We start from the raw sequence: 23372 nt of genomic DNA on the forward strand, positions 1-23372 counted from the left end.
GAGCAGCGAACTCAGATTGACGCCTCGAGCACAAATTGATGCCGGTGGGATAGGGGCGGGAAGAACGCGAACTCGACCCGGCTGCCGCTTGCCTTGACAAATGCACCCTCTCATGTGCTTTTCGCGCAAATTTTCAGGCTGGGCCATCATGCCTCGGCCGCAACCCAACATCCGGACTTTAAGAATGACAATGCATCGTTATCGCAGCCACACCTGTGCCCAGTTGAGGAAAAGCGACGTCGGCTTCGCCGTTCGCCTGTCGGGTTGGGTGCATCGCGTGCGCGACCATGGCGGCCTGCTGTTCATCGATTTGCGCGACCATTACGGCCTGACCCAGATCGTTGCCGACCCGGATTCGCCGGCCTTCAAGATCGCCGAGACCCTGCGCGGCGAATGGGTCGTCCGCGTCGACGGCGAGGTCAAGGCGCGCCTCGCCGACACCGTGAATCCCAATTTGCCAACCGGCGAGATCGAAATCTTCGCCCGCGAGATCGAGGTGTTGTCGGCGGCCAAGGAATTGCCGCTGCCGGTCTTCGGCGAGCCGGATTATCCGGAGGATATCCGCCTCAAATACCGTTTTCTCGACCTGCGCCGCGACACGCTGCACAAGAACATCGTCGCGCGGACGAAAATCATCGCCGAGATGCGCAAGCTGATGGGCGAGGTCGGCTTCACGGAATTCTCGACGCCGATCCTGACCGCCTCGTCGCCGGAAGGGGCGCGCGACTTTCTGGTGCCGTCGCGCATCCACCCCGGCACTTTCTACGCGCTGCCGCAGGCACCGCAGATATATAAGCAGCTGATCATGGTGTCCGGCTTCGACCGCTACTTCCAGATTGCGCCCTGCTTCCGCGACGAGGACCCGCGCGCCGACCGTCTGCCGGGTGAATTCTACCAGCTCGACGTGGAGATGAGCTTCGTCGAGCAGGAGGATGTGTTCACCACTATGGAGCCGGTGATGCGGGGGGTGTTCGAGACCTTTGCCGCCGGCAAGCCGGTGACGGAGAAGTTTCCGCGCATCGCCTATGATGTCGCCATGCGCAAATACGGCACCGACAAGCCGGACCTGCGCAACCCGATCGAGATGCAGGCCGTCTCGGATCATTTTCGCGACTCTGGCTTCAAGGTATTTGCCAACATCCTTGCCAACGATCCGAAAGCCGAGGTCTGGGCCATTCCGGCCAAGACCGGCGGGTCTCGCGCCTTCTGCGACCGCATGAACTCATGGGCGCAAGGCGAGGGCCAGCCCGGTCTCGGCTACATCTTCTGGCGCAAGGAGGGCGAGAAGCTCGAAGGCGCCGGGCCGCTGGCCAAGAACATCGGCGAGGAGCGCACCGAGGCGATCCGACAACAACTCGGCCTTGCCGATGGCGATGCCGCCTTCTTCGTCGCCGGCGATCCGAAGAAGTTCGTCTCCTTCGCGGGAGCGGCGCGCACCCGCGCCGGCGGGGAGCTCAACCTTGTCGACCGTGATCGCTTCGAATTGTGCTGGATCGTCGACTTCCCGTTCTTCGAATGGAACGAGGAGGAGAAGAAGATCGACTTCGCGCACAATCCGTTCTCGATGCCGCAAGGTGGCATCGATGCGCTTAACGGCGAGGATCTGCTAGGCATCAAGGCGTTCCAGTACGACATGGTCTGCAATGGTTTCGAGATCGCCTCAGGCGGCATCCGCAACCATCTGCCCGAAACCATGGTCAAGGCGTTCGAGACGGTCGGACTGGACCGCGCAACCGTCGAGGAACGATTCGGCGGCCTTTACCGTGCTTTCCAGTATGGCGCGCCGCCGCATGGCGGCATGGCGGCCGGCATCGACCGTGTCGTCATGCTTCTGGTCGGCGCCAGGAACCTGCGCGAAGTGACCATGTTCCCGATGAACCAGCAGGCCTACGACCTGTTGATGAACGCGCCGTCGGAAGCCAGCCCGCAGCAGCTTCGCGAATTGTCGCTGCGCGTCGTGGCGACGAAGAAAGAGGTTTAGGAACGCTCCGAACCAGTCCTGTGGATTCATAAAAAAGCCCGGCATCGCTGCCGGGCTTTTGCTTGGAAGCTCGATCAGTCTTCGTTCGCCGTAACCGTCACGCCGAGCGTTTTCGGCAGGTCGAGCGGGTTGGACATGGCGCCCGCCATGATCAGCGCGAACGGCACCGCTGCCGGCGGCTCGGCCGAGACCTCGATGCTTTGCGGGTCGTCGAGGAACTTGTTGACCGCGGCCGAAACCTGCGCCGTCAGTTCCGGATTGTTGAGCTGCGCCATGCCGAATGGCACGATCGCCTTGGCCTGGTTGGCGATGTCCTTGCCGGACATGCCTTGCTGCTTGCCGGCATAATCGAGCACCTTTTTGGTCAGCGAATCGTCGTCGAAGCGGATCGAGGCGCTGTTGAACGAAAGCTGCTGCAGCAGCCCGAGCATGGCCATGCCTTGCGCCGAATTGTCGGCGCCTTCGGGCTGCGCTGCCATCTTCTTCTGCATCTCCTGCAGTGATTTGATGACGTCCAGCGTGTAGCCGCCGAGATCGAAGGTCATGCCGAGCGTGCCGGCATTGTCGACCGATATTTCGTATTTCGACAAGTCCATCCTGCCGTCGGTAGGCTGCCAGGTGCCTTCCATCTCAAGATTGCCTGTTATGTTCTGGTAGCCGAGCGCGTTGATGACTTCCTTGGACTTCGGATCTTCGACCAGGGTCAGGTCGGCAGCGAATTTTTCCGTAGTGCCGGAAAACGCCATGGCCTTGCCGTCGGCCGGTGGCGTGATTGCGATGGCAAGCCCGTCCATCGAGAAAGCAGTTTTGTCAGCCACTTTGACTGTCAAGTTGTCGAGCTCGGCCGATTTGTACATCATCAGCGAGCCCAGCGGACCGGTTGCGCCTTCGGCTGGAACGGTCATGTCGTGGATGACGAAGGGGCTGAGATTGAGCGTGACGCCATCTTCGCTGTGTTCGAACGGCGACGTCGATACGGTCGCGATTTGATAGCCGCCATTGGCTTCGGTCACGCCTTCGAGCTTGACATCGCCGATCTTGAGCGCCTCCTTTTCGGCCGCCGGTTTGACCGCTACGCCTTGCAGAACCATGCTGGAGGTGTCGCCGGTTACTCCGGTCCAGGAGAGGTCGACACCCTGCGCGGCGAGGGCAGCCTTCAGCCGGTCGGCGACAGCGGTATCCTGCGCGAACGCCGCATTCAGCGGCAGCGTCAGCAAAAAGGTCGAAAAAGCCAGTCTCTTAATAAGTGTCGAGTGTCTGTTAATAAGTGTCGAGTGTCTGATCGTCATCGAGAGCTCCCCTGAGAGTGTCCTGAAATTCTTTTCAAATCGTCGCGTCGCCACCATTCGGTGACGAACTGGACCGGAAAAAGGCGGGCCTCGGCACAATGGTCGAAAATCGCGGCCAAAGGCAAACCCGATCCATCAGCCTTGCGATAGAAGCAGGATGTAACGGGTTGATGTTGGCCGGCGTCGTGACGCTTCCAATTCCTGTTGCATAATGGATGTCGCGCAAAAGTGTGCAGCGGGTTTTGCGATAACGGCATGTATCAAAACAAGGACCTAAAGCGTCGCATGGGGCCGGTCGAATGCGACTCGCTTTAGGAGGATGCATACCGGTGCCTCTTGCCGCGAATCACCCGCTCGGCTAGTGCCAGCCGATGGGAAAAAGGCTTTTGCCGCCCGAGAGTGGCGGCGGCGACAATATCGAGCCGGTCGATCTGAAGAAGGCGCTGGAAGAGCGCTATCTCGCCTACGCGCTGTCGACCATCATGCACCGGGCACTGCCAGACGTGCGCGACGGGCTGAAGCCGGTGCATCGTCGCATCATGCATGCCATGCGTCTGTTGCGGCTCAACCCCGACCAGGGCTTTGCCAAATGCGCCCGCATCGTCGGCGAGGTGATGGGCAAATTCCATCCGCATGGCGACCAGTCGATCTACGACGCGTTGGTGCGGTTGGCGCAGGATTTTTCGATGCGCTACCCGCTGGTCGACGGGCAGGGCAATTTCGGCAATATCGACGGCGATAACGCCGCCGCCATGCGCTACACCGAAGCGCGCATGACCGAAGTGTCGACGCTGCTGCTGGAAGGCATCACCGAGGACGCCGTCGATTTCCGCCCGACCTACAACGAGGAAGACGAGGAGCCGGCCGTGCTGCCCGGCGCCTTCCCGAACCTGCTCGCCAACGGCTCGTCCGGCATCGCCGTCGGCATGGCGACCTCGATTCCGCCGCACAATGCGGCCGAGCTCTGCGACGCCGCGCTTCACCTGATCGATCATCCGGATGCGCCCGTCACCAAGCTGATGGATTTCGTGCAAGGTCCGGATTTCCCGACCGGCGGCATCATCGTCGACAGCCGAGCCTCGATCCTCGAAGCCTACGAAACGGGTCGCGGCGGTTTCCGCGTCAGGGCGAAATGGAGCCAGGAGGACCAGGGGAGGGGCACCTGGAACATAGTCGTCACCGAAATCCCCTACGGCGTCCAGAAGGCCCGGCTGATCGAAAAGATCGCCGAGCTCTTGATGGCGCGCAAGCTTCCGTTGCTCGAGGATATCCGCGACGAGAGCGCCGAGGACATCCGCGTCGTGCTGGTGCCGAAGAGCCGCTCGGTCGATCCCGGCATCATGATGGAATCGCTGTTCAAGCTGACCGAGCTCGAAAGCCGCTTTCCGCTCAACATGAACGTGTTGTCGCGCGGCAAGGTGCCGAACGTGCTGTCACTGAAAGGCGTGCTCAAGGAGTGGCTTGAGCACCGCCGCGACGTCCTGATCCGCCGCTCCAAGCACCGCCTCGGCGAGATCGAAAGGCGGCTGGAGATCCTCGCCGGCTATTTGATCGCCTACCTCAACATCGACGAGGTGATTAGGATCATCCGCGAGGAGGACGAGCCCAAGCAGGTGATGATGGCGCGCTGGTCACTGACCGACACCCAGGCTGAAGCCATCCTCAACATGCGGCTGAGGGCGCTGCGCAAGCTCGAGGAATTCGAAATCCGCGAGGAATTCAATGGCCTGACCGGCGAGAAGAAGCAGATCGAGGCACTGCTTGCGTCCGACGCCAAGCAGTGGGCGACGATCAAGTGGGAAGTCGCCAACGTTCGCCAGAAATACGGGCCCGACACCGAGATCGGCAAGCGCCGCACCGAGTTCGCCGACGCACCCGAGCATGACCTGACCGATATCGCCCACGCCATGATCGAGCGCGAGCCGGTCACCGTGGTCGTTTCGGAAAAGGGCTGGCTGAGGGCCATGAAAGGTCATCTGACCGACCATTCGGCCCTGACCTTCAAGGAAGGCGACAGCCTCAAGCTCGCCTTCCACGCCCAGACGACCGACAAGGTGCTGGTCTTCACCACCGGCGGCAAGTTCTACACGATCGGCGCCGACCGGCTGCCGGGTGGGCGTGGCCATGGCGAGCCGATCCGCATCATCGTCGACATGGACAACGACCAGGATATCGTCACCGCCTTCGTCCATGATCCCAAGCGCAAGCTGCTGCTGGTGTCGCATGACGGCAACGGTTTCATCGTGCCGGAAGAAGAAGTCGTCGCCAACACCCGCAAGGGCAAGCAGGTGATGAACGTCAAGGCGCCCGACGAAGCCCAGCGCTGCGTGAGCGTCGCCGGCGACCATCTTGCCATTGTCGGCGAGAACCGCAAGATGCTGGTATTCCCGCTGGCCGAGATCCCGGAGATGGGGCGCGGCAAGGGCGTGCGCCTGCAGAAATACAAAGATGGCGGCGTCCTCGACCTCAAGACCTTCACGCTCGCAAGCGGCCTGTCCTGGCAGGATTCGGCAGACCGCACCTTCACCAAATCGCGTGACGAGCTTACCGAATGGATCGGCGCCCGCGCCTCGGCCGGCCGCATGGTGCCGAAGGGCTTTCCGCGCACGGGCAAGTTCGGGTGAAGCGGTAATCTCCCCCCTTGAGGGGGAGATGTCGCCGAAGGCGACAGAGGGGGTCGGAACGTCCAGACGCGACCCTTATCGCAGACAGAGGAGACTGGCGTCTCACGCGCGGCGACCCCCTCTGGCCTGCCGGCCATCTCCCCCTCAAGGGGGGAGATTAGCAGCTCCACCCAAACATTTGGAATGTCGTCACGATTGCTGCACTATATCAGGGCATAAGCGATACGATCGGCCAGGGAGAGATAGCCGCTTGAAGGAAGTCAGGATCCAGAAGCCGGAGCGGCAGCAGCGTCTGTTTGGCCTGTCGACGCCGCTCAGGGCCGCTGTCATTCCGCCGCTGTCGGCGGCGCGCTGGCTCCTGGTGCTGATCGTCGCCGCCGGCGTATATTTTTTCCACGGCTTCCTGTTCCCGGTTCTTGCCGCCCTGGTTATCGCCTTCGCCAGCTGGCCGCTCTATCGGCGGCTGCTCGCCGGCGTCGGCGGCAACCGCACCATCGCTGCGACGCTTGCGATCTTGTTCATCCTGACCTTCCTGGTGGTGCCGATCGCGCTTGCCGGCACCTACGCCATCAATGAGGTGCGCGAGTGGGTCAACTGGGCGATCGAGACCAACCGCTACGGTGCGCCGACGCCGCACTGGATCGCCACCATGCCCGTGGTGGGCGAATGGCTCAATGAACAATGGACGGTCAACGTTGGCCACCCCGGCGGCATCGGCGAACTGATCCAGCTGATCAGTGGCGCCAATATCGGCAGCATCTATCGCGGCGTGCTTGCCGCCGGCGGCAGCGCCTTCGGCCTTTTGCTGACGCTGCTATTCATGATGATCGCGCTGTTCTTCGCCTATCGCGACGGCGAGCATTTCGCCGGACAGGTCGATCGCCTCGGCGAACGCATCCTGCCGGCCAGATGGGAACGGATCTCACGCGTGGTGCCTGCGACAATCTCCTCGACGGTGACCGGCATGACCGTTATCGCCATCGGCGAAGGGCTGGTGCTGGGTATCGCTTACTGGTTGGCCGGCGTGCCGTCGCCGGTGACGCTCGGCGCGCTGACCGGCATCATGGCGCTGATCCCCGGCGGCGCACCGCTGTCCTTCACGCTGGTGTCGATCTATCTCGCCGCCAGCGGCTCGCCGATGGCGGGGCTGGCGCTGTTCATCTGGGGCGCGGTCGAACTCTTCATCGTCGACAAGACATTGCGCCCGAAGCTGGTCGGCGGGCCGATAAAGCTGCCCTTCCTGCCAACCTTTTTCGGCCTGATTGGCGGCGTCAAGACAATGGGCTTTCTCGGCCTGTTCATCGGCCCGGTGCTGATGGCCCTGCTGGTCGCAATCTGGCGCGAATGGCTGCGCGAAGTGGAACTGACCGATGAGCTCGCTGCCGCCGAACCGGTGGAGCACGATGACGCACCGCCGCAGATCGAAATTGTCGCCGGACGCGCCGCCGCGAAAAAGAATCAGGCCGGGTGACTGACGGCGAACGTGGCGCGGCGCTTGCGCCCCTCGTGCAACTGCCAGAGCGAATGGCCGATCAAGGTCATGATGAGGATCGCGCCGCCGATCAGGCTGTTGCGCGACGGTGTTTCGGCGAAGATCATCCATACCCAGACCGGCGCCAGCACGGTTTCAAGCAGGTAGAACATCGCCACCTCCGGCCCGGAGATGTATTTCGGGCCGTTGGCGAGGCAGAAGAACGAGATCGGCATGATGACGGCACCGTTGAAGACGATCCACCATGGCGCGTTGACGTGAAAACCCACCTTGGAAACCATCAGGGTGGCGACGGCCAGCGGCAGGACCACTCCGATCAGCGCCGTGAAACCCATATCCTTGCCGCTGGCGCGCGAGATGGTGATGGCCGCGGCGATCATGAAAGCCGAGCATAGCGCCATCAGGTCGCCGAAGAGATGTCCGGTTCCAACGGAATCGCCGACAATGATCGTCACGCCGACGATCATCAGTGCCAGCGCTGCAAGCGTCAGGGGCCGTGGCCTCTCCTTCAGGAACAGCCATGACAAAAGGGCCGCGAACATGGTTGTGAACGCCAGGATGAAAACGAGGTTGGCTGTCGAGGTATTGTAGACACCGGTGATGAAGGCGATCGAGCCGAGCCCGTAGAGGCCGGCAACGATGAGCCCTGACAAGCCCGGCACAAGCTGCGGGGCCTTTGCGCTCAGCGAGCGCCAGGCGGCCCAGATGATAAGCGTGGCGACGAAGGTCGTGCCGGTGCGCAACAGCAGGATCGTCCACGCCTCGCCGTCGGCGAGCCGGATCAGCGGAATGTCGACGGTCAGCGTCAGCCCGCCGATGGCGGTGATCAGAAGGCCTCTCTGGTGGTCGTTGTGGGAAGACATGCGGCAATTCTCGCGTAGGCTTGGAGGCGCAAAATTGACCCGCCCGGTTTTCCAACCGATCGGCCGGAAGCCCAGCGGCATCCTCCTCGAAACAATTTAAGAGTGAATACCGAAAGCGAAGATCAGCGCGAAACCGCTTCGTGATTGTAGCGTTCCCAGCCTTTCGGGCCGAGATGCTCCTGCGGCTGGAAGCGCATCTTATAATTCATCTTGCGCGAGCCGTTGACCCAGTAACCCAGGTAGACATGGGGCAGGCCCATCGCCCTGGCGCGGGCGATGTGATCGAGGATCATGAAGGTGCCGAGCGAACGGTCCTCGAAGTCCGGGTTGAAGTAGGAATAGACCATCGACAGGCCATCGGCCATCTTGTCGGTAAGCGCCACGGCGATCAGCTCGCCCTGGCCCTTGCCGGTGATGAAGCTGTCAGGTCCGCGGCGACGGTATTCGATGACCTTGGTGTCGACATGGGTATCCTCGACCATCATGGCGTAGTCGAGCACGGTCATGTCTGACATGCCGCCACGGCGGTGGCGGGCGTCGAGATAGCTGCGGAACAGCGAATACTGTTCGGTGGAGGGTTCGGCGTCGTGCATGGCGCCGACCAGATCCGAATTATGCTGTATGACCCGTTTCAAGTTGCGGCTGGCGGTGAATTCCTGCGCCAGGATGCGCACCGACACACAGGCGCGGCAGGTCTCGCAGGCCGGCCTGTAGGCGATGTTCTGCGACCGCCTGAAACCGCCCTGCGTCAACAGATCGTTCATCTCGGGGGCCTTGTCGCCGACCAGGTGTGTGAACACCTTGCGCTCGAACTGGCCCTCGAGATAGGGACATGGCGAGGGCGCGGTCAGAAAGAACTGCGGCGACTGGGTCGGGTGCTGCGTCATCGAGCCTTGGAAACACTCCTGCGAATCGCTCTACCTTTGGCGCGGACGCCGAAAAATTCAACAGGATTGTGAAAGCCTGGTTGACTGGACGTCTTCACATTTGTGCGCAAAGGCTGCGGCCGCGCTTCAAAAGTCTGCTCAGCGGCCGCTGCGGCTGACGACGGTGCCGAGCAGCAGGTCGTGCAGCGTGCGCTTGCGGTCGGAAAACAGGCTCACCAGCAGGACCAGCGGCGAAAGGATGACATTGCCGGCCCAAAACAGCACCGAATGCACGACGGCGGTCAGCCCGTCGATGCGGCTGCCGTCGAGCCGGTCGAGCCGGATGCCCATCACCTTCATGCCGGTGGTGGCCTGGTCTCTACTGCCGAGCGTGTTCCAGATGTAGAGGATGGCGACGGCCGGCACGAGTATGGAAAACAGCATCCAGCCGAGGCCGAGCGTCAACAGCCCGAACAGGAACACCAGGATCGCGAATGGAATGGTGAGCAGCGCGACGATGAAATAATCGATGACGAAGGCGAGAATGCGCCGCGTGCGCACGCCTTCATAGGCGCGGACGTCTTCGAGCCTGCTGGTGATGATATCGCCGTCGAGAACGCGAGCGTTCATGTCATTTCCTCGTAATCGAACCCGGGTTAATGCACGGGCCGCCTGTTGATGAAATGGTGAAGGTTCGCGGCGGAATCAAGATCGAGCCATTCGCCGCCGTATATGGTGACGGAGTGCCCGGCGTCGTCTGACTTGTTGAATTCATGGCGCGGATGGCGTTAGCTTGCTGCGGCGCAACAAAAGGTGCCGAGCCGAGGGGACGGGGCGACATGGACTACGACATGCTGGTCATCGGCAGCGGCCCATCCGGGCGCCGCGCCGCAGTGCAGTCGGCCAAGCTCGGCAAGTCGGTGCTGGTGGTCGACAGAGGCCGGCGTCTCGGCGGCGTTTCGGTGCATACCGGGACCATACCGTCGAAGACGTTGCGCGAGACGGTGCTCAACCTCTCCGGCTGGCGTGAGCGCGGCTTTTATGGACGCGGCTACCGCGTCAAGCAGGACATTTCGGTCGGCGATCTGGTCAAGCGCCTGCACAAGACGCTCGACCATGAGGTCGAGGTGCTGCAGCACCAGTTCATGCGCAACACGGTCAAGAGTGCGCGCGCCGCGGTAAAATTCCTCGGCCCCAACAAGGTCAGCCTGACCACCGACACCGGCGACTACAGCGAGGTTGGCTTCGCCCATGCGCTGATCGCGGTCGGCACCCGGCCGCACCGGCCGCACGACGTGCCGTTCGACAAAACACGGATTTTCGACAGCGATGAGATGCTGGAGCTCGACCGCCTGCCGCGCACGCTGACGGTGATCGGCGCCGGTGTTATCGGTGTCGAGTATGCGACGATCTTTTCGGCGCTCGACGTGCCGGTGACGCTGGTCGAGCCGCGCAATACGATGTTGGATTTCGTCGATCGCGAGATCGTCGACGACTTCATCCATCAGATGCGCGACCGCGGCATGACCATCCGCTTGGGCAGCGCCGTCAAGGAGATCGCCTCCAAACCCGACTATGCCGAGGTGATGCTGGCCGACGGCCGCACCATACGTTCCGAGATCGTGCTTTATGCTGCAGGGCGTACCGGCAATGTCGGCAGCCTGGGCTTGGAAACGGTCGGCATTGATGCCGATCCCAGGGGCCGCATCAAGGTCGATCCGCAGACCTTCCAGACCAGCGCGTCCAACATCTATGCCGCCGGCGACGTCATCGGTTTTCCGAGCCTGGCCTCGACCTCGATGGAGCAGGGCAGGGTGGCCGCCTGCCATGCCTTCGGCGTGCCCTTGCCGCCGCCGCCCGAAACCTTTCCCTACGGCATCTACGCCGTGCCGGAAATCTCCACCGTCGGGCAATCCGAGGAGCAGGTGCGCGAGAGCGGTGCTGCCTACGAGGTCGGCGTGGCGCGGTTTCGCGAGACATCGCGCGGCCACATCATGGGCGTCAACACCGGCTTCCTGAAGCTTCTGTTCTCGATCGAAACACGCCGTCTGCTCGGCGCCCATATTGTCGGCGAGGGCGCGACCGAACTCATCCACATTGGCCAGGCGGTCATCAATCTCGGCGGCACCGTCGACTTCTTCGTCAACAACACCTTCAACTATCCGACGCTGGCCGAAGCCTACAAGATCGCCGGGCTGGACGCCTGGAACCGCATGGGGCGGGCGTAGACCATGATCCCGAATCGAAGGACCGCTTGGGCATCGGTTTTGCTGCGCGGACCTTCGGGATGGGGGCAGGACACTCAGCAGTGGCGCATTGCAACCGACATGGTAGCCGTTGCGTTTCAGCCAAACGGATTGCCGAACAGGGCAAAGCAATGACTGGGCCAGCGCCAAGGAAAACCTTCGCCTGGATTTCCCGAAATACGGTGCTTCTGGCGCTGGCGAGCCTGTTTGCCGACATTTCGACCGAGATGCTTTATCCGATCCTGCCGATCTTCCTAACCCAGACCCTGCACGCAAGCGGGAGCGTCGTCGGTCTGGTCGACGGAATCGCCCAGGCGACGCAGAACATCGTGCAAGGTTTTTCGGGCTGGCTCTCGGACAGGCTTCAGAAGCGGAAACCGATAGCCCTCATTGGCTATTTTCTGGCCTCTATCGCCAAACCGCTGATCGGCGTGGCCACAGTGTGGCCGATGGTCCTGGGCGCGCGGTTTGTGGATCGGCTCGGTGCAGGTTTCCGGTCCGCTCCGCGCGACGCGCTCCTTGCTTCGTCCGTGGCCGACGAGCACCGAGGCAAAGCATTCGGCCTAGAAGGCATTGGCGACAATCTGGGAGCGTTTCTGGGGCCACTGCTCGCGGTGCTGCTTCTCATCGCGCTCAAAGTCGATATCCGCTGGATCTTCTATCTCGCGCTCATTCCCGGTCTCCTCGCCTTCCTCATGGTGGTGTTGGTGCACGAGCAGCCACTGGCCGTAGCCGCAAAGGCCAAGATCGACATCAATCTGCGGCAGTTTCCCAAAGCCTATTGGACCTATCTCTTGGTGACAGCTCTCTTCGGCATCGGCAATTCGAGCAATGCGTTTCTGATTCTGCAAACACAGGATATCGGTGCCTCTTTGGAGGCAACCATTCTTATCTATGCAGGCTTCAATCTCGTTGCGGCGCTGATTTCCTACCCGGCCGGCTTTCTATCGGACCGCTTCGGCCGCAAGGGCGTGTTACTGTCGTCCTTCGTCATCTTCCTGATCGCCTATCTCGGCTTCGTCTTGACCCGGAACATCTATCTGATCGGGCTGCTTTTTGCCTTCTACGGGTTCTATCAAGGCATCTTCCGCTCAGTCGGCAAGGCATTCGCCTCGGACTTCGTGCCGCAAGAGCTGCGTGCCAGCGGCATCGGCTGGTACAGCACCACGGTCGGCCTGCTGGAACTCGCGGCAAGCGTTGTCGCCGGACAGCTCTGGGATCGTGTAAGCCATGAGGCGGTGTTCATCTACGGCGCTGTCTTCGCCGTGGTCGGCAGTGCTGGTCTGCTTGCCCTGATCCCCTGGCGAACCGACGGTCATAGTGTGTCGGCGGCGTCGTAGTGCTGCCGGGGCGTTGCCGATGATGAGCAGCCTTTAATAAAACGTTCTACTCAAACTGAAAGGTCCCCGGTCATGACGCCCGTCAGTGTTCGCTATATTGTCGACGATGTCGCCGCTTCCATCGATTTCTACGTGAAGCATCTGGGCTTTGCCATTGAACGGGATGCGCGGCCGGCTTTCTGCTCGGTCACGCGCGGCGATCTGCGGCTTCTGCTGAGCGGGCCGGAGAGCTCGGGCGCACGGGCGATGCCGGATGGCCGCCGGCCGGTGCCGGGAGGGTGGAACCGCATCCTGCTGGTGGTGCCGGATCTGAAGCAAGAGGTTGCGCGCCTGAAGGGCGCCGGGCTCGCCTTCCGCAACGATATCATCAACGGCGTCCGCGGCTCGCAGACCCTGCTCGAAGACCCGTCCGGCAATGCGATCGAGCTATTCCAGCCCGCCGCACACTGACATTCGATGGTCGGGCCCGCGTTGTGCGTGCGCTCAATCCGCTCGTTCAGCGGTTGCCTGACCCCGCCAGCCACTGCCTGACGATTTCAGCATCCGCGTCGCCGATTTCATGGCCGGAGGCAATGGTGTGGGTCTCGACCTTGGCGCCATGCGAGCTCAGTAGAGCGGCCAACACGGGGGCGAAAGGCGCGTAGGTCAGGTCGGCGGCGCCGGCGACGATCAGAGCCCGCGCCTTCGACAGGTCGGCCGGCGGCACCTCGTCGAGCACCGGCATGGGGCGCAGCAATGCAGCGCGCTCGATGAGGCCCGGATGCAGCGGCATGACGCTTGAAACCAGATTGGCGCCGTTCGAATAGCCGAGAAAGGTCGCGCGGCGGAGATCGAGGCTGTGGCGCTTCGCGACGCCGGCGACGAAGCTTGCAAACGCATCTGCCTCCGCGCGGATACTTGCCTGCTCGAATCGCGTCGGGGTGATTCGCGTGAACCAGCGGAAACCGTCCTCCTGAGGGATGCGGCCACGGACCGTAACCAGCGCCGCATGCGGCGCGATTTGCCGACCAAGCGGCAGCAAGGTCGTCTCGTCGACACCCGATCCATGCAACAGGAACAGCCAGTCACCGGGTAAATTGGCGGATCGATGGAGCCGGTAGAAAAAGCCTGAATTCTCCTGCAAAATACCGTCTTCGAGGCTTTGCTCGGCCATAGTCACATCCTTTTGATTCCGCGTTACTTTCGTTAATTTGCCGGCTTCAAAACGGAATATTTTCAAGCTCCGCGAAAGTTGATTGAACCGGGCGCATTTCAGTCCGTTTCTTTGCCGATATAATCCCCGCGGGGGGATCGAAGCAGTGTGCGCCGGGTGGTCGCCCGAGGGATCGCATGCCGGGCATGAACAACCAGCTTTAAGGCCTTTTATCGATGACCATGCCAGTTTCGCCGGAACGCGATACGCGTATTGATGTGTTCCGGGCTCTCGCCCTCCTGACCATATTCGTCGACCACGTGCCTGGCACCGTTTTCGAAACCCTGACCTACAAGAATTTCGGGTTTTCGGATGCGGCCGAGGCCTTCGTGCTGATCTCCGGCATGTCCGTCGCTCTCGCCTACGGCACTAAGTTCCAGCCGGGAAACCGGCTGATTGCAACACTGAAAATGTGGCGCCGCGCCGGTGTGCTCTATGTCACCCACATCGTCACGACGATGGTGGTCATGGCTATCTTCTGCGCGGCGGCGGTGTTTGCGAAACGGCCGGATCTTCTGACGCTGATCAACATCGAGCCGCTCGTCAGGAACCCGCCACAAGTCCTGGTCGGCATCGTCACGCTCGGCCATCAGCTCGGTTACAACAACATACTGCCGGTCTATGCGGCCCTGCTGTTGATGGCGCCGGCCTTCCTGCTGTTCATCAGCTACAGGCCGCTGGCGGCGCTTGCCGTATCCGCAGCCCTTTGGCTGATCGCCGGAATCTACCAGATCGCGCCGCCGAACTACCCGGAGCCCGGTTTCTGGTTCCTCAATCCGCTGTCATGGCAATTGCTGTTCAATATCGGCATGGCCAGCGTGTTGCATGTGCGGCGCGGCGGCACCATCCCGGTCAATCGCTGGCTGGTCGGCGCGGCGGCCGCCTATGTGCTGACGGCGCTCGTCTGGGTGCACAGCCCCCTGTGGGGGCATGTGTCATGGCTCGACCTGCCGGTGGTGCTGACCGGTTTCGACAAGACGTTCCTGTCGTTGCCGCGGCTGCTGCACATCCTGGCGATGAGCTATCTGGTCGTCGCCTTGCCTGTCGTCTCGAACCTGTTCCGCACCGCTCGTGACAATCCGCTCGCCATATTGGGCAAACGCTCGCTGCCGGTTTTCATTGCCGGCACGGTGATTGCCATGGCGGCGCAGGTGATGAAGCTGGTCAACCCGGGCGGCTTTGCCTATGACAGCCTGCTGCTCGCCGCCGGCATCGCCATGCAGTTCGCGCTCGCCTTCTATCTGGAATGGCTGTCCGCCATCGGCTGGTCCGGCAAGGGCAAGCCGGTCCGCAACGAGGCGCCGCCTGTCCGTCCATCCTTTGGCATCGGTCCCATGGCGGCCAATAGATAAGATTTGGAGCCGATCTGCCCAGTCAGCCTGTACTTGGCGGCGGTCCGGAAGATGCCCTGACGACAAGTTCGACATCGAGCGTTTCTCGCCGCACCGTGCCGTCGAAGTCGAGGATTCTTCGCGCTGCCCGGCGGCCGATCTCGGCGATCGGCTGGGCGACGGTGGTGAGCGGAGGCTCGCAAATTGCGGCTTCAGGCACGCCGTCGAAGCCGACGACGGAAACATCGCGAGGAACCGCAATGCCCCGCGCGCTGAGCCATTCCAATGCTTCCATCGCGACCCGGTCCGACATCGCCAGGATGGCGGTCGGCGGTTCTGCCGAGGCGAAGAGGGTTTCGAGGCCGGCCTTTGTGCTGGCCTCATCGTTTTCAGTCTCGTAGACCGGCACCTTGGCGGTATCGACGCCGAACCGGGAAAGCTCTTCGAGATAGCCGAGGAGGCGGTCACGGGTTCCTGTATAGACTGCGGTCCGGACCTGCTCGGGCGAGACAAGTCCGGTGCTGTCGTCGGCGAAGGCCAGCGACAGCACGGCGAAGCGGCGATGTCCAAGTTCCGCCAGATGGCGCGCCGCGAGCCGGCCGCCGGCAACATTGTCGACGCCGATCGCGGAGACCGTGGCGTCCTGCGAGCCGAGCTCGAGCGCGACGAAGGGGAGCTTGCGTTCGCGCGTCAGCTCGACGAGGCGCGGACCGCCCTCGATGCAGAACAGGATGAAGCCGTCGACCAGGGCGCTCTGGATATTCCAGGCAAGTTTTTCCTCGTTGCCGGCCGACACGAGGGCTATTCCCGCGCCGGCGGCGTCGCATGCCTCCGAGATGCCGGCCATCATCACGCGCGCAAAGGGGTCGTCGAAGAAATAGGACAGCGGCTCGGTTGTGGCGACGCCGATCGCATTGACCTTGCCGGCGCGCAGCAGGCGGCCCTTTGGATCGGGGCCGGCGTAGCCCAGCGCCTCGGCCGCCGCCTTGACGCGCTCGCGGACTTCCTCACGCACGATTTCGGGACGGCTGAAGACATTGGAGGCGGTGCCGTGTGATACGCCCGCGGCTTTGGCGATGTCCGCCAGCCGGATGGGCCTCCTGCCTTCGGTGAGTGATGCCATTTGTTTGTCTCCGGGACTCCGGTCCAACAGTATCGCCGACTACCTAACACCTTCGTTGGATCGATTCAAATTTTTGCTTGACATTTGTGGTGCGATGCGTATTCTTTGAATCGATCCAAGAGCGTTTTTCGTCCCCAGATTGGATCGATACAAGAGGAGAGCGCCATGCACCCCGTCAATTATCTGTTCGAGGACATTTACCGGAACGACTGGAGCATCCGTTCGAGCGCGGAGGCCCGGAAGCGGCGAGACAGGACCGGTCCGTGGATTCGCGACCTGGGTTTCCTCGTAGGACGCAAGCGGAGCTGATCGGTGGCCTATTTTTGTGCCCGCTGATTGGATCGATTCAAAAAACTAGAGGAGATTAAGCCATGCACCCGATCAAGCATCTGTTCGAAGACATCTATCGCAATTATTGGGGCATCTCGCCGGCCACCGAACGGCCGGAGCGGCGGCGTGTAGTCAAGACGACCAACAGCGATGGCCAAGTCCGGCCCGAACGTCCGCGAGACTGAGCTGGCAAGACAGAGCTCGTGGATCGAGGGCGGCTGGCGAAGGAGCAGCGGCCGCCATTGGTTGCCGCATCAATGGCGGCGCGGGCGCACCAGCGCCGAGGCGGCCATCATCAGCCAGCCGCCGATGAGCAACGTGCCGCCGATCGGCGCCGACATCGGGAACAGCCGCGAGCCAAGGAAGTCGCGGGCCAAAAGATCTCCCGAGAATAGCAGAAGCCCGACGAGAAGGATGAGGCTTCCGGTTCGCAGGATGCTATTGCCACCGAGCAGCCCGACGGTAAGGAAGACCGGCGCATGCAAGAGCAGGAAGGATGCGGCCGTACCGACGAAAGCGCCGCCGAGATGTGCCGCCGCCGCCGAAAGCGCCACGCCGGTTGCGCCGCATAGGCCGCCGGCAAGAACCAGAATGCGGCCGCCTGCCGCGTGTTCATCCGTGCTCATTTCCACGCCTCCGTGATTCCTGGCGACCGCCTGAGATAGTGCCGCGAACCGTGTCAGGATTTGCCGGCTTCCGCCAGCATGTCGCGTTCGCGGCGCGACTGGACCAGCCAGTTATAGGCCGCTCCGCCCGCCATCAGAATGGATGTGCCGAGAAACACCGAGCGCATACCGAAATGGCCGCCGGCGAAGCCGCCGAGCAACGGTCCGGCGACCTGCCCGACATATTGCGCCGAGATCGACAAGCCCAGTACGTTGCCGCCGACCCCGTCGGGCACATTGTGGCGGATGACGCTGATGATGCAGGGCAAAAGACCGCCAAGCGCCAGGCCCATCAGGAAACGCAGGCCGACGAGTTGCCAGCCCTGGGTAACGAAGGCCTGCGGGATCAGCAGCAGTGCCGAGACGGCGAGTGCGGCAACGATGACGTTCCAGTGGCCGATACGGTCGGCGAGCTTGCCGAGCCGCGACGCCGACAGGATGGCGCCGAGCGCTGCCGCGGACATGACGATGCCGGAGACCAGCGTGACCTGGCTCTGATCTTCGATGAGCTGCTGGACATAGACGGTGATGATCGGCTCGATCGACATGGTGGCGAAACTCAACAGCATGCCGGTCGCCAGCATGGCGACGACGGGGCGCTTGTCGGGAATCTGCGACCAGCCGTCTTTCACTTTTTCTTCTGACGCGGCCTTGGCGGCAACCGGGCGAGGGGCCTCCTTGATCAGCAAGGTGGTTGCCAGAAAAGCCAGGAAAATGACGCCGCCGGCGAGCAGGAATGTGGCGCGGATGCCAATCAGCGGCGGCAGCGCGCCGCCAAGCAGCGGACCGACCAGGGCACCGGCCGTGATTCCGGCCGACAGCACGCCCAGCGCCCAGCCGGAGCGATCCTTCGGCGTCTGCATGGCAACCAGGATGGTCGAGCCCGAAGAATAGCCGCCGGCAAAGCCGATCAGCAGGCGCAAGAGCACCAATTGCCAGACGGTCTGCACCATGCCGGTCAGCGACATACACAGCGCCATGCCGAAACTGGCTCGCACCAGCATCAGTTTGCGGCCGTAGCGGTCGCCTAGCCGCCCCCACAGGGGCGCGACCAGCGCGGCAGCAAGGAAGGTGGCGCCGTAGGCGATGCCCGACCACTGCACGATCGCCGCATGGCCCTCGGCGCCCAGCTGCTCGACGTAAAGCGGCAGGAAGGGCAACAGCAGCGTCATCGCTACAAGCGTGCTGAACGAGCCGGCAAAACACACGGCGAGATTGCGGCGCCAGTGGACGTTGTGCGTGCCTTGCATGGCGAGGGCGGCGTCTTGCGGCATGTCATGTCCTGTCCGGCCAGCTTGCATGAAACTTGCTACGGATACCAATTTGGGATACCAAGCTGGTATCTGTCATGAACGCAAGCCCCGTCGCTGTCAATGCGGGCCTCTCAACATGATCGACAAAGGCCGGCGTGATCGGCCAACGCCGGCCAGTGATCCGATTGCCGGAACAAATGACCTGAACGGAACGCCAATGTCGCAGATGCAGAACGTCGAAAAGCAGCTTCGCGAGATGATCCTCGGGCTCGAGATCGGTCCCGGCGAGCGGCTGACGGAGCGCTGGGTCGAAAGCCGCTTCGGCGCATCGCGCACGCCGGTCAGGGCGGCATTGCTGCGGCTCGAGACTGAAGGCCTGATCTGCCGCGACGGCCGCGGCTGGACGGTCTCGCCCATCAATCTTGCTGAACTCGAGCAGATCGCCGTCTATCGCGAGGCGGTCGAGGTCGCGGCACTCAGACTAACTTGCACCTTGCAGGACAGAAGTGCCGTCGAAATCATCGAGGCGATGCTCGATTCTTGCGACGACAAGACGCCGCGCGAGGAATGGCATCGCGTCGGCAGGGATTTTCATATCGAGCTGGCACGTCTATCCGGCAACGAGTTCCTGTTCAGAGCGGTTCGCGATGCGATGACGCGCCTGTCGCGCGCCCGCTGGCTCGAGGTTCGCGACGAGGCAGCGCTTGGCCGTGCCTGGGCCGAACACCATGCCATTCTGTCGGCGGTGCGGGCCGGCGATGCCGATAGCGCCGCCCGCCTGCTTTCGGCCCATATCATCGGCAGCCGCGACCGGCTGGTGACCTCGCTGCGCAACGACCGGCGCGGCCTGCGCGCCCGGGGATTTGCGGTCGTCGCTTGAGTGAGGATCGGCTGCCATTGATCACGAAAAGAGCAGATGAGCGAAGAATGCTACTTTCGGTCTCGCTTCGCAAATGCCGATGGCGTAAGAGCAGCGATGGAAAACAACCGATTTGACACACCCGTGACCGTCAAGGGCGCGGCGGGAAGCAATCAGCTCTTGCGTACGGCCCGCGAGGCTTCCGACTACCTCCTCAACAATTGGCCCGGCAAGCGCAGCCCCAAGCACCGCGAAGCGTTGCAAGCCTGTCATGATGCGCTGGCCGGCGACAAGCCGGCCATGAACGCAAGACGGGCCTTCATTGCCGCCGCTCGTGAAGTGAACGTCTTCGTCAGCGACAAGGCGCCCGCCTGAGGCATAGCGGGATTTGACCGAGGCGCGGACCGCCTGACAGGCCGGGCGTCATCACTCGGCCGTTTCGGTTTTGGTTTGGGACTCTCTCTCGCCCTCGGGCTTCGATCGCTCCTTGGCTGCGACCTTGGCAGCCTGCTTTTCCGCCTTCTTGGCGGCCTTCTGCCGGTCGCGTTCCTTGCGTTCCTGACCGTAGTTCGGTGCTCGTGCCATATCGTTTCCTTTCATTGTGCTTGGCCTTTGCCTAGGAGCATTGGACCGCAAACACAACACCGCAAGGCACGATCGGCTCCATATCTCGGCGTAGTCCGGGAGCCTGGCTTCAGGCTGTTTTTCAGGCGCCGTCGCGGTCGAGGACGAGATCGGCCGGACCGAACCGGTCCTTTGCGGTGAACTGCTGGTGCCAGTAGGGATAGAGCACGGGCGGCCTGCTGACCGCATCGAGGCGTGTGCGCTCCTCATCGCCAAGCACCAGGCTTGCAGCGGCGATATTGTCTTTGAAATGCGCTTCGGTTCGTCCGCCGATCACCAGCGAACTGACAGCGGGCCGGCCGAGCAGCCAGGCAAGCGCCACCTGCGCCGCCGACACGCCGTGGTTCTTGCCGATATCGATCAGCACGTCGACGATCCGCCACAGCCGGTCCTCGTCGCGGATCGGCGGTTCCGACCAGCCGCTGAGCTGGCGGGCGGTCGGCTGGTCACGGTGGTATTTGCCGGACAGCAACCCGCCGGCAAGCGGGCTCCAGACCAGCACGCCGAGCCCCTGGTCGACCGAGATCGGCAACAATTCATACTCGGCCTCGCGCGCTTCCAGCGTGTAGTGGATCTGCTGGGTGACGAAGCGCGGCTGGTGATGATGATCGCTGATGCCAAGCCCCTTCATCACCTGCCAGCCGGAATAATTGGAACAGCCGACATAGCGGACCTTGCCCTGCGCGACCAGCGTGTCGAGCGCGGCGATGGTTTCCTCGAGCGGTGTCAGGCCATCCCACTCGTGCAGGAAATAGATGTCGATGACATCCGTCCTGAGCCGCTTAAGGCTCCTTTCGCATTCGCGGACCAAATGGTAGCGCGACAAGCCTTCATCGTTGGGGCCCTTGCCGATCCGCATGCGCGCCTTGGAGGCGATCAGCACGTCGCCCTTGCGCTTGCCGCCGAGCGCCTCGCCGATGATCTCTTCCGACACCCCGTTCGAATAGACGTTGGCGGTGTCGATGACATTGACGCCGGCATCGATGCAAAGGTCGATCATCCGACGCGCCTCGTCGAGGTCGGTCTTGCCAACCGCCGAAAACGCGCCGCCGCCGCCGAATGTCATGGTGCCCATGGTCAGGGTCGAAACCTTCAGCCCGGAACGGCCGAGAGTGCGGTATTCCATGTCGTATCCTCACGATTTATCGGGAAAGGGCGTTGCAAACGACAGCCCCTCAGTGAACCGGGCATTTGTAGGACAATTCGTTCCGCTTGTCGCCCGCCTCGCAGGGCAAGCTCGATCACATCTTGCGGATTGAACGCACAGCCAGCGCAGTAGTGGCTGCAATAAAACCGTCATTGCCGGCCTATACTAACATCGGTCCAGCGCTTCGATTTCCGGCCGCCGGGCCGGGCGGCAGAGCGCCTGACAGCGGCCGGCAAGGCCTGTAAGCGGAGCAGCGCAAATGACCGAGATAAAACAGAATTCCCCGGCCAGGGACTGGCTGGAGGCGGAACTCGCCGACACGCTCGACGAAGATTATGAGCTGGAAATCTCGGAGCCGGCGCTGTCGATGGAGATCGCCAAGATCTACAAGAATGCGCATCCGCCATCGATCGACCGCCTGCAGTATTTTCGCAATCTCATCACGCTGCAATCCGAATTGATCAAGCTACAATCCTGGGTCGCCTATCACAAGAAGAAGCTCGTCGTGGTCTTCGAGGGCCGCGACTCGGCGGGCAAGGGTGGTGTTATCAAGCGCATCACCCAGAGGCTTAATCCGCGCATCTGCCGCGTCGCAGCACTTCCGGCGCCGACCGAGCGCGAGAAGTCGCAATGGTATTTCCAGCGCTACGTTCCGCATCTGCCGGCCGGCGGCGAGATCGTGCTGTTCGACCGCTCCTGGTACAACCGCTCGGGCGTCGAGCGGGTAATGGGCTTTGCCCAGCCGGATCAGGTCGAGGAGTTCTTCCGCGACGTTCCGGATTTCGAACGCATGCTGGTCCGCTCAGGCATTACGCTTGTCAAATACTGGTTTTCGATCACGGACGAGGAGCAGCAGATGCGCTTTTTGATGCGCATCCATGACCCGATGAAGCAATGGAAACTGTCGCCGATGGACCTCCAGTCGCGCGTGCGCTGGGAGCAGTACACCAAGGCCAAGGAAGAAACGTTCGCCCGCACCAATATCCCGGAAGCCCCGTGGTTCATCGTCGAGGGCAACGACAAGAAGCGGGCACGGCTGAACTGCATCGACCATCTCCTCAAGCAGATGCCCTATGAGGAGGTGCCGCACGAAGAGATCACACTGCCGGAGCGCGTCTTCAATCCCGAATACGAGCGCCAGGTACTGCCGCGCGAACTGTATGTGCCGGAGAAGTACTGACTAAAGCGGCGAGGAGGGCGGCGCCTCCATGGCGGCGCCCTGCAACAAGCTAGGTGCGCTCGATGATGACATGCGTGGCCTTCGGCGTCGCGACCTGCTCGCTGCAGCGATAGCCGAGCTTGGGCATGTCGATGCCGGCAAAAAGGCTCTCGCCGGCGCCTAGCAGGACCGGTGAGATCGCCAGATGCATTTCGTCGATGAGCTTTTCCTTGAGATATTGCCGGATCGTAGAAACGCCACCGCCCAGCCGTACATCCTTGCCGTCAGCCACTGCTTTCGCCTTTTGCAGCGCTGAGTGGATGCCGTCGGTCACGAAATAGAAAGTCGTGCCGCCCTCCATGACAATGGGATCACGCGCATGGTGCGTGAGCACGAAGACCGGCACGTGGTAGGGTGGGTTGTCACCCCACCAGCCTTTCCAGCTGTCATCCGGCCATTCGCCGCGGATCGGCCCAAACATGTTGCGGCCGAGGATCCATGCGCCGACATTTTCGAAGCTGCGTGCCGCGAACGCCTCGTCAGTGTCCGTGGTCCCGCCATCCTTGCCGAGGACCATCTTGCGGAAGGTGCGGGTGCCGAACATCCATTCGTGCAGGGCTTCCCCGCCAACACCCAGCGGGTTCTTCAGGCCTTGGTCGGGACCGGCGCCGAAGCCGTCGATCGACAAGGTGAAAGCGCTGACGCGAAGTTTGGACATGAGAGCCTCCTCGATAACCAATTGTGAGATGCAAGCAGTTATCGGGGTAGCTTAACTGATTGCATTTTGCAAGCGGTATTTTGAATCGCCGGCGGGGCAATCGCTTCCATGTTGGAATAACCAATCTCAATGTCGGCGCCGCCTGTCATCCGCCTGCCGGCAGCTTCTCCCTGTATAGTGACGGGGAGAAGGGGCTGGCCGCAACGTCGATGTTTTTGCAACGCTGGAGATTGGTGAAATCTTTTACGAACGCGTCTTTCTCCCTGCCAC

The 23372-nt window shown here is 62.2% G+C and carries 22 protein-coding genes; 11 read left to right on the forward strand and 11 right to left on the reverse strand.

What is annotated here, in order from left to right:
• Positions 1-190 precede the first annotated feature (190 nt).
• Positions 191-1981 carry an aspartate--tRNA ligase gene (gene aspS, locus NKK47_RS07345; RefSeq protein ID WP_352576052.1) on the forward strand — a complete coding sequence of 597 codons (1791 nt, stop codon included), beginning with the start codon at positions 191-193 and terminating at the stop codon, positions 1979-1981.
• A gap of 74 nt (positions 1982-2055) precedes the next feature.
• Here the strand turns inward: aspS and NKK47_RS07350 are convergent, their stop codons facing one another.
• Positions 2056-3270 carry an aq_1923 C-terminal domain gene (locus tag NKK47_RS07350; protein ID WP_352575856.1) on the reverse strand — a complete coding sequence of 405 codons (1215 nt, stop codon included), beginning with the start codon at positions 3268-3270 and terminating at the stop codon, positions 2056-2058.
• A gap of 371 nt (positions 3271-3641) precedes the next feature.
• Between NKK47_RS07350 and parC the strand changes: the two genes are divergently transcribed.
• Positions 3642-5894: a DNA topoisomerase IV subunit A gene (gene parC / locus NKK47_RS07355; RefSeq protein ID WP_352575858.1), complete on the forward strand. Its 2253-nt coding sequence runs from the start codon at positions 3642-3644 to the stop codon at positions 5892-5894.
• 250 nt (positions 5895-6144) lie between these two features.
• A complete protein-coding gene (locus NKK47_RS07360) occupies positions 6145-7365 on the forward strand; it encodes an AI-2E family transporter (RefSeq protein ID WP_352575860.1) in 1221 nt (406 codons plus the stop codon).
• Here NKK47_RS07360 and NKK47_RS07365 read toward each other — a convergent pair.
• The 3 genes from NKK47_RS07365 to NKK47_RS07375 all read right to left on the reverse strand — a co-directional run bounded on the left by NKK47_RS07365 (position 7353) and on the right by NKK47_RS07375 (position 9745).
• Positions 7353-8249: a DMT family transporter gene (locus NKK47_RS07365; protein WP_352575862.1), complete on the reverse strand. Its 897-nt coding sequence runs from the start codon at positions 8247-8249 to the stop codon at positions 7353-7355. The genes NKK47_RS07360 and NKK47_RS07365 overlap by 13 nt on opposite strands.
• 122 nt (positions 8250-8371) lie before the next feature.
• Positions 8372-9136, reverse strand: a complete 765-nt coding sequence (locus NKK47_RS07370) for an arginyltransferase (protein ID WP_352456566.1) — start codon at positions 9134-9136, stop codon at positions 8372-8374.
• Positions 9137-9274: 138 nt separating this feature from the next.
• Positions 9275-9745 carry an RDD family protein gene (locus NKK47_RS07375; RefSeq protein WP_352575864.1) on the reverse strand — a complete coding sequence of 157 codons (471 nt, stop codon included), beginning with the start codon at positions 9743-9745 and terminating at the stop codon, positions 9275-9277.
• A gap of 209 nt (positions 9746-9954) precedes the next feature.
• Between NKK47_RS07375 and sthA the strand changes: the two genes are divergently transcribed.
• The 3 genes from sthA to NKK47_RS07390 all read left to right on the forward strand — a co-directional run bounded on the left by sthA (position 9955) and on the right by NKK47_RS07390 (position 13151).
• Entirely contained in the window at positions 9955-11343 is a 1389-nt protein-coding gene (gene sthA / locus NKK47_RS07380; RefSeq protein WP_352575866.1) for a Si-specific NAD(P)(+) transhydrogenase, read from the forward strand.
• A 149-nt stretch (positions 11344-11492) separates the two neighbouring features.
• Positions 11493-12701, forward strand: coding sequence for an MFS transporter (locus tag NKK47_RS07385; RefSeq protein WP_352575868.1), 1209 nt, complete (start codon positions 11493-11495; stop codon positions 12699-12701).
• 72 nt (positions 12702-12773) lie between these two features.
• Positions 12774-13151, forward strand: coding sequence for a VOC family protein (locus tag NKK47_RS07390; RefSeq protein ID WP_352575870.1), 378 nt, complete (start codon positions 12774-12776; stop codon positions 13149-13151).
• Positions 13152-13197: 46 nt separating this feature from the next.
• On the opposite strand, the gene NKK47_RS07395 is transcribed toward NKK47_RS07390, so the two are convergent.
• On the reverse strand, positions 13198-13854 hold the full coding sequence (locus tag NKK47_RS07395; protein ID WP_023674469.1) for an alpha/beta hydrolase: 657 nt from the start codon (positions 13852-13854) through the stop codon (positions 13198-13200).
• Between the two features lie 215 nt (positions 13855-14069).
• On the opposite strand from NKK47_RS07395, the gene NKK47_RS07400 reads away from it, so the two are divergent.
• On the forward strand, positions 14070-15245 hold the full coding sequence (locus NKK47_RS07400; protein ID WP_352575873.1) for an OpgC family protein: 1176 nt from the start codon (positions 14070-14072) through the stop codon (positions 15243-15245).
• A gap of 22 nt (positions 15246-15267) precedes the next feature.
• Here NKK47_RS07400 and NKK47_RS07405 read toward each other — a convergent pair whose 3' ends face one another.
• The gene (locus NKK47_RS07405) at positions 15268-16347 is read right to left on the reverse strand and encodes a LacI family DNA-binding transcriptional regulator (RefSeq protein ID WP_352575875.1); all 1080 of its coding nucleotides are present in this window, start codon (positions 16345-16347) and stop codon (positions 15268-15270) included.
• Between the two features lie 371 nt (positions 16348-16718).
• Between NKK47_RS07405 and NKK47_RS07410 the strand changes: the two genes are divergently transcribed.
• Positions 16719-16862, forward strand: a complete 144-nt coding sequence (locus tag NKK47_RS07410; RefSeq protein ID WP_023674473.1) for a hypothetical protein — start codon at positions 16719-16721, stop codon at positions 16860-16862.
• 69 nt (positions 16863-16931) lie between these two features.
• Here the strand turns inward: NKK47_RS07410 and NKK47_RS07415 are convergent, their stop codons facing one another.
• On the reverse strand, positions 16932-17303 hold the full coding sequence (locus NKK47_RS07415; RefSeq protein ID WP_023674474.1) for a DUF423 domain-containing protein: 372 nt from the start codon (positions 17301-17303) through the stop codon (positions 16932-16934).
• A 53-nt stretch (positions 17304-17356) separates the two neighbouring features.
• Positions 17357-18616 (reverse strand): multidrug efflux MFS transporter, encoded by a 1260-nt coding sequence (locus tag NKK47_RS07420; protein WP_352575877.1) that lies wholly within the window; start codon positions 18614-18616, stop codon positions 17357-17359.
• 196 nt (positions 18617-18812) lie between these two features.
• Here NKK47_RS07420 and NKK47_RS07425 point away from each other — a divergent pair, with 196 nt between their 5' ends.
• A complete protein-coding gene (locus tag NKK47_RS07425) occupies positions 18813-19475 on the forward strand; it encodes a GntR family transcriptional regulator (RefSeq protein WP_023674476.1) in 663 nt (220 codons plus the stop codon).
• Positions 19476-19571: 96 nt separating this feature from the next.
• The gene (locus NKK47_RS07430; protein WP_023674477.1) at positions 19572-19829 is read left to right on the forward strand and encodes a DUF982 domain-containing protein; all 258 of its coding nucleotides are present in this window, start codon (positions 19572-19574) and stop codon (positions 19827-19829) included.
• A 51-nt stretch (positions 19830-19880) separates the two neighbouring features.
• Here the strand turns inward: NKK47_RS07430 and NKK47_RS07435 are convergent, their stop codons facing one another.
• Together NKK47_RS07435 and NKK47_RS07440 are read right to left on the reverse strand one after the other, a co-directional pair.
• The gene (locus tag NKK47_RS07435; RefSeq protein ID WP_023674478.1) at positions 19881-20039 is read right to left on the reverse strand and encodes a hypothetical protein; all 159 of its coding nucleotides are present in this window, start codon (positions 20037-20039) and stop codon (positions 19881-19883) included.
• A gap of 121 nt (positions 20040-20160) precedes the next feature.
• The gene (locus NKK47_RS07440; protein ID WP_023674479.1) at positions 20161-21204 is read right to left on the reverse strand and encodes an aldo/keto reductase; all 1044 of its coding nucleotides are present in this window, start codon (positions 21202-21204) and stop codon (positions 20161-20163) included.
• Between the two features lie 280 nt (positions 21205-21484).
• Between NKK47_RS07440 and ppk2 the strand changes: the two genes are divergently transcribed.
• On the forward strand, positions 21485-22405 hold the full coding sequence (gene ppk2 / locus NKK47_RS07445) for a polyphosphate kinase 2 (RefSeq protein ID WP_352575879.1): 921 nt from the start codon (positions 21485-21487) through the stop codon (positions 22403-22405).
• Positions 22406-22454: 49 nt separating this feature from the next.
• On the opposite strand, the gene NKK47_RS07450 is transcribed toward ppk2, so the two are convergent.
• Complete coding sequence (locus tag NKK47_RS07450; RefSeq protein WP_352575881.1) at positions 22455-23102, reverse strand: dihydrofolate reductase family protein; 648 nt, start codon at positions 23100-23102, stop codon at positions 22455-22457.
• Positions 23103-23372 lie beyond the last annotated feature (270 nt).

The sequence above is a fragment of the Mesorhizobium sp. M0019 genome (genome assembly GCF_040323975.1).
Taxonomy (GTDB): Bacteria; Pseudomonadota; Alphaproteobacteria; order Rhizobiales; family Rhizobiaceae; genus Mesorhizobium.

Coding starts and splice junctions, on each gene's coding strand:
- sthA (WP_352575866.1), top strand. CDS start 9,955: ATGGACTACGACATGCTGGTCATCGGCAGCGGCCCATCCGGGCGCCGC.
- NKK47_RS07440 (WP_023674479.1), bottom strand. CDS start 21,204: ATGGAATACCGCACTCTCGGCCGTTCCGGGCTGAAGGTTTCGACCCTG.
- ppk2 (WP_352575879.1), top strand. CDS start 21,485: ATGACCGAGATAAAACAGAATTCCCCGGCCAGGGACTGGCTGGAGGCG.
- aspS (WP_352576052.1), top strand. CDS start 191: ATGCATCGTTATCGCAGCCACACCTGTGCCCAGTTGAGGAAAAGCGAC.
- NKK47_RS07425 (WP_023674476.1), top strand. CDS start 18,813: ATGTCGCAGATGCAGAACGTCGAAAAGCAGCTTCGCGAGATGATCCTC.
- NKK47_RS07415 (WP_023674474.1), bottom strand. CDS start 17,303: ATGAGCACGGATGAACACGCGGCAGGCGGCCGCATTCTGGTTCTTGCC.
- NKK47_RS07365 (WP_352575862.1), bottom strand. CDS start 8,249: ATGTCTTCCCACAACGACCACCAGAGAGGCCTTCTGATCACCGCCATC.
- NKK47_RS07430 (WP_023674477.1), top strand. CDS start 19,572: ATGGAAAACAACCGATTTGACACACCCGTGACCGTCAAGGGCGCGGCG.
- NKK47_RS07395 (WP_023674469.1), bottom strand. CDS start 13,854: ATGGCCGAGCAAAGCCTCGAAGACGGTATTTTGCAGGAGAATTCAGGC.
- parC (WP_352575858.1), top strand. CDS start 3,642: ATGGGAAAAAGGCTTTTGCCGCCCGAGAGTGGCGGCGGCGACAATATC.
- NKK47_RS07350 (WP_352575856.1), bottom strand. CDS start 3,270: ATGACGATCAGACACTCGACACTTATTAACAGACACTCGACACTTATT.
- NKK47_RS07405 (WP_352575875.1), bottom strand. CDS start 16,347: ATGGCATCACTCACCGAAGGCAGGAGGCCCATCCGGCTGGCGGACATC.
- NKK47_RS07420 (WP_352575877.1), bottom strand. CDS start 18,616: ATGCCGCAAGACGCCGCCCTCGCCATGCAAGGCACGCACAACGTCCAC.
- NKK47_RS07450 (WP_352575881.1), bottom strand. CDS start 23,102: ATGTCCAAACTTCGCGTCAGCGCTTTCACCTTGTCGATCGACGGCTTC.
- NKK47_RS07370 (WP_352456566.1), bottom strand. CDS start 9,136: ATGACGCAGCACCCGACCCAGTCGCCGCAGTTCTTTCTGACCGCGCCC.
- NKK47_RS07385 (WP_352575868.1), top strand. CDS start 11,493: ATGACTGGGCCAGCGCCAAGGAAAACCTTCGCCTGGATTTCCCGAAAT.
- NKK47_RS07435 (WP_023674478.1), bottom strand. CDS start 20,039: ATGGCACGAGCACCGAACTACGGTCAGGAACGCAAGGAACGCGACCGG.
- NKK47_RS07410 (WP_023674473.1), top strand. CDS start 16,719: ATGCACCCGATCAAGCATCTGTTCGAAGACATCTATCGCAATTATTGG.
- NKK47_RS07375 (WP_352575864.1), bottom strand. CDS start 9,745: ATGAACGCTCGCGTTCTCGACGGCGATATCATCACCAGCAGGCTCGAA.
- NKK47_RS07390 (WP_352575870.1), top strand. CDS start 12,774: ATGACGCCCGTCAGTGTTCGCTATATTGTCGACGATGTCGCCGCTTCC.
- NKK47_RS07400 (WP_352575873.1), top strand. CDS start 14,070: ATGACCATGCCAGTTTCGCCGGAACGCGATACGCGTATTGATGTGTTC.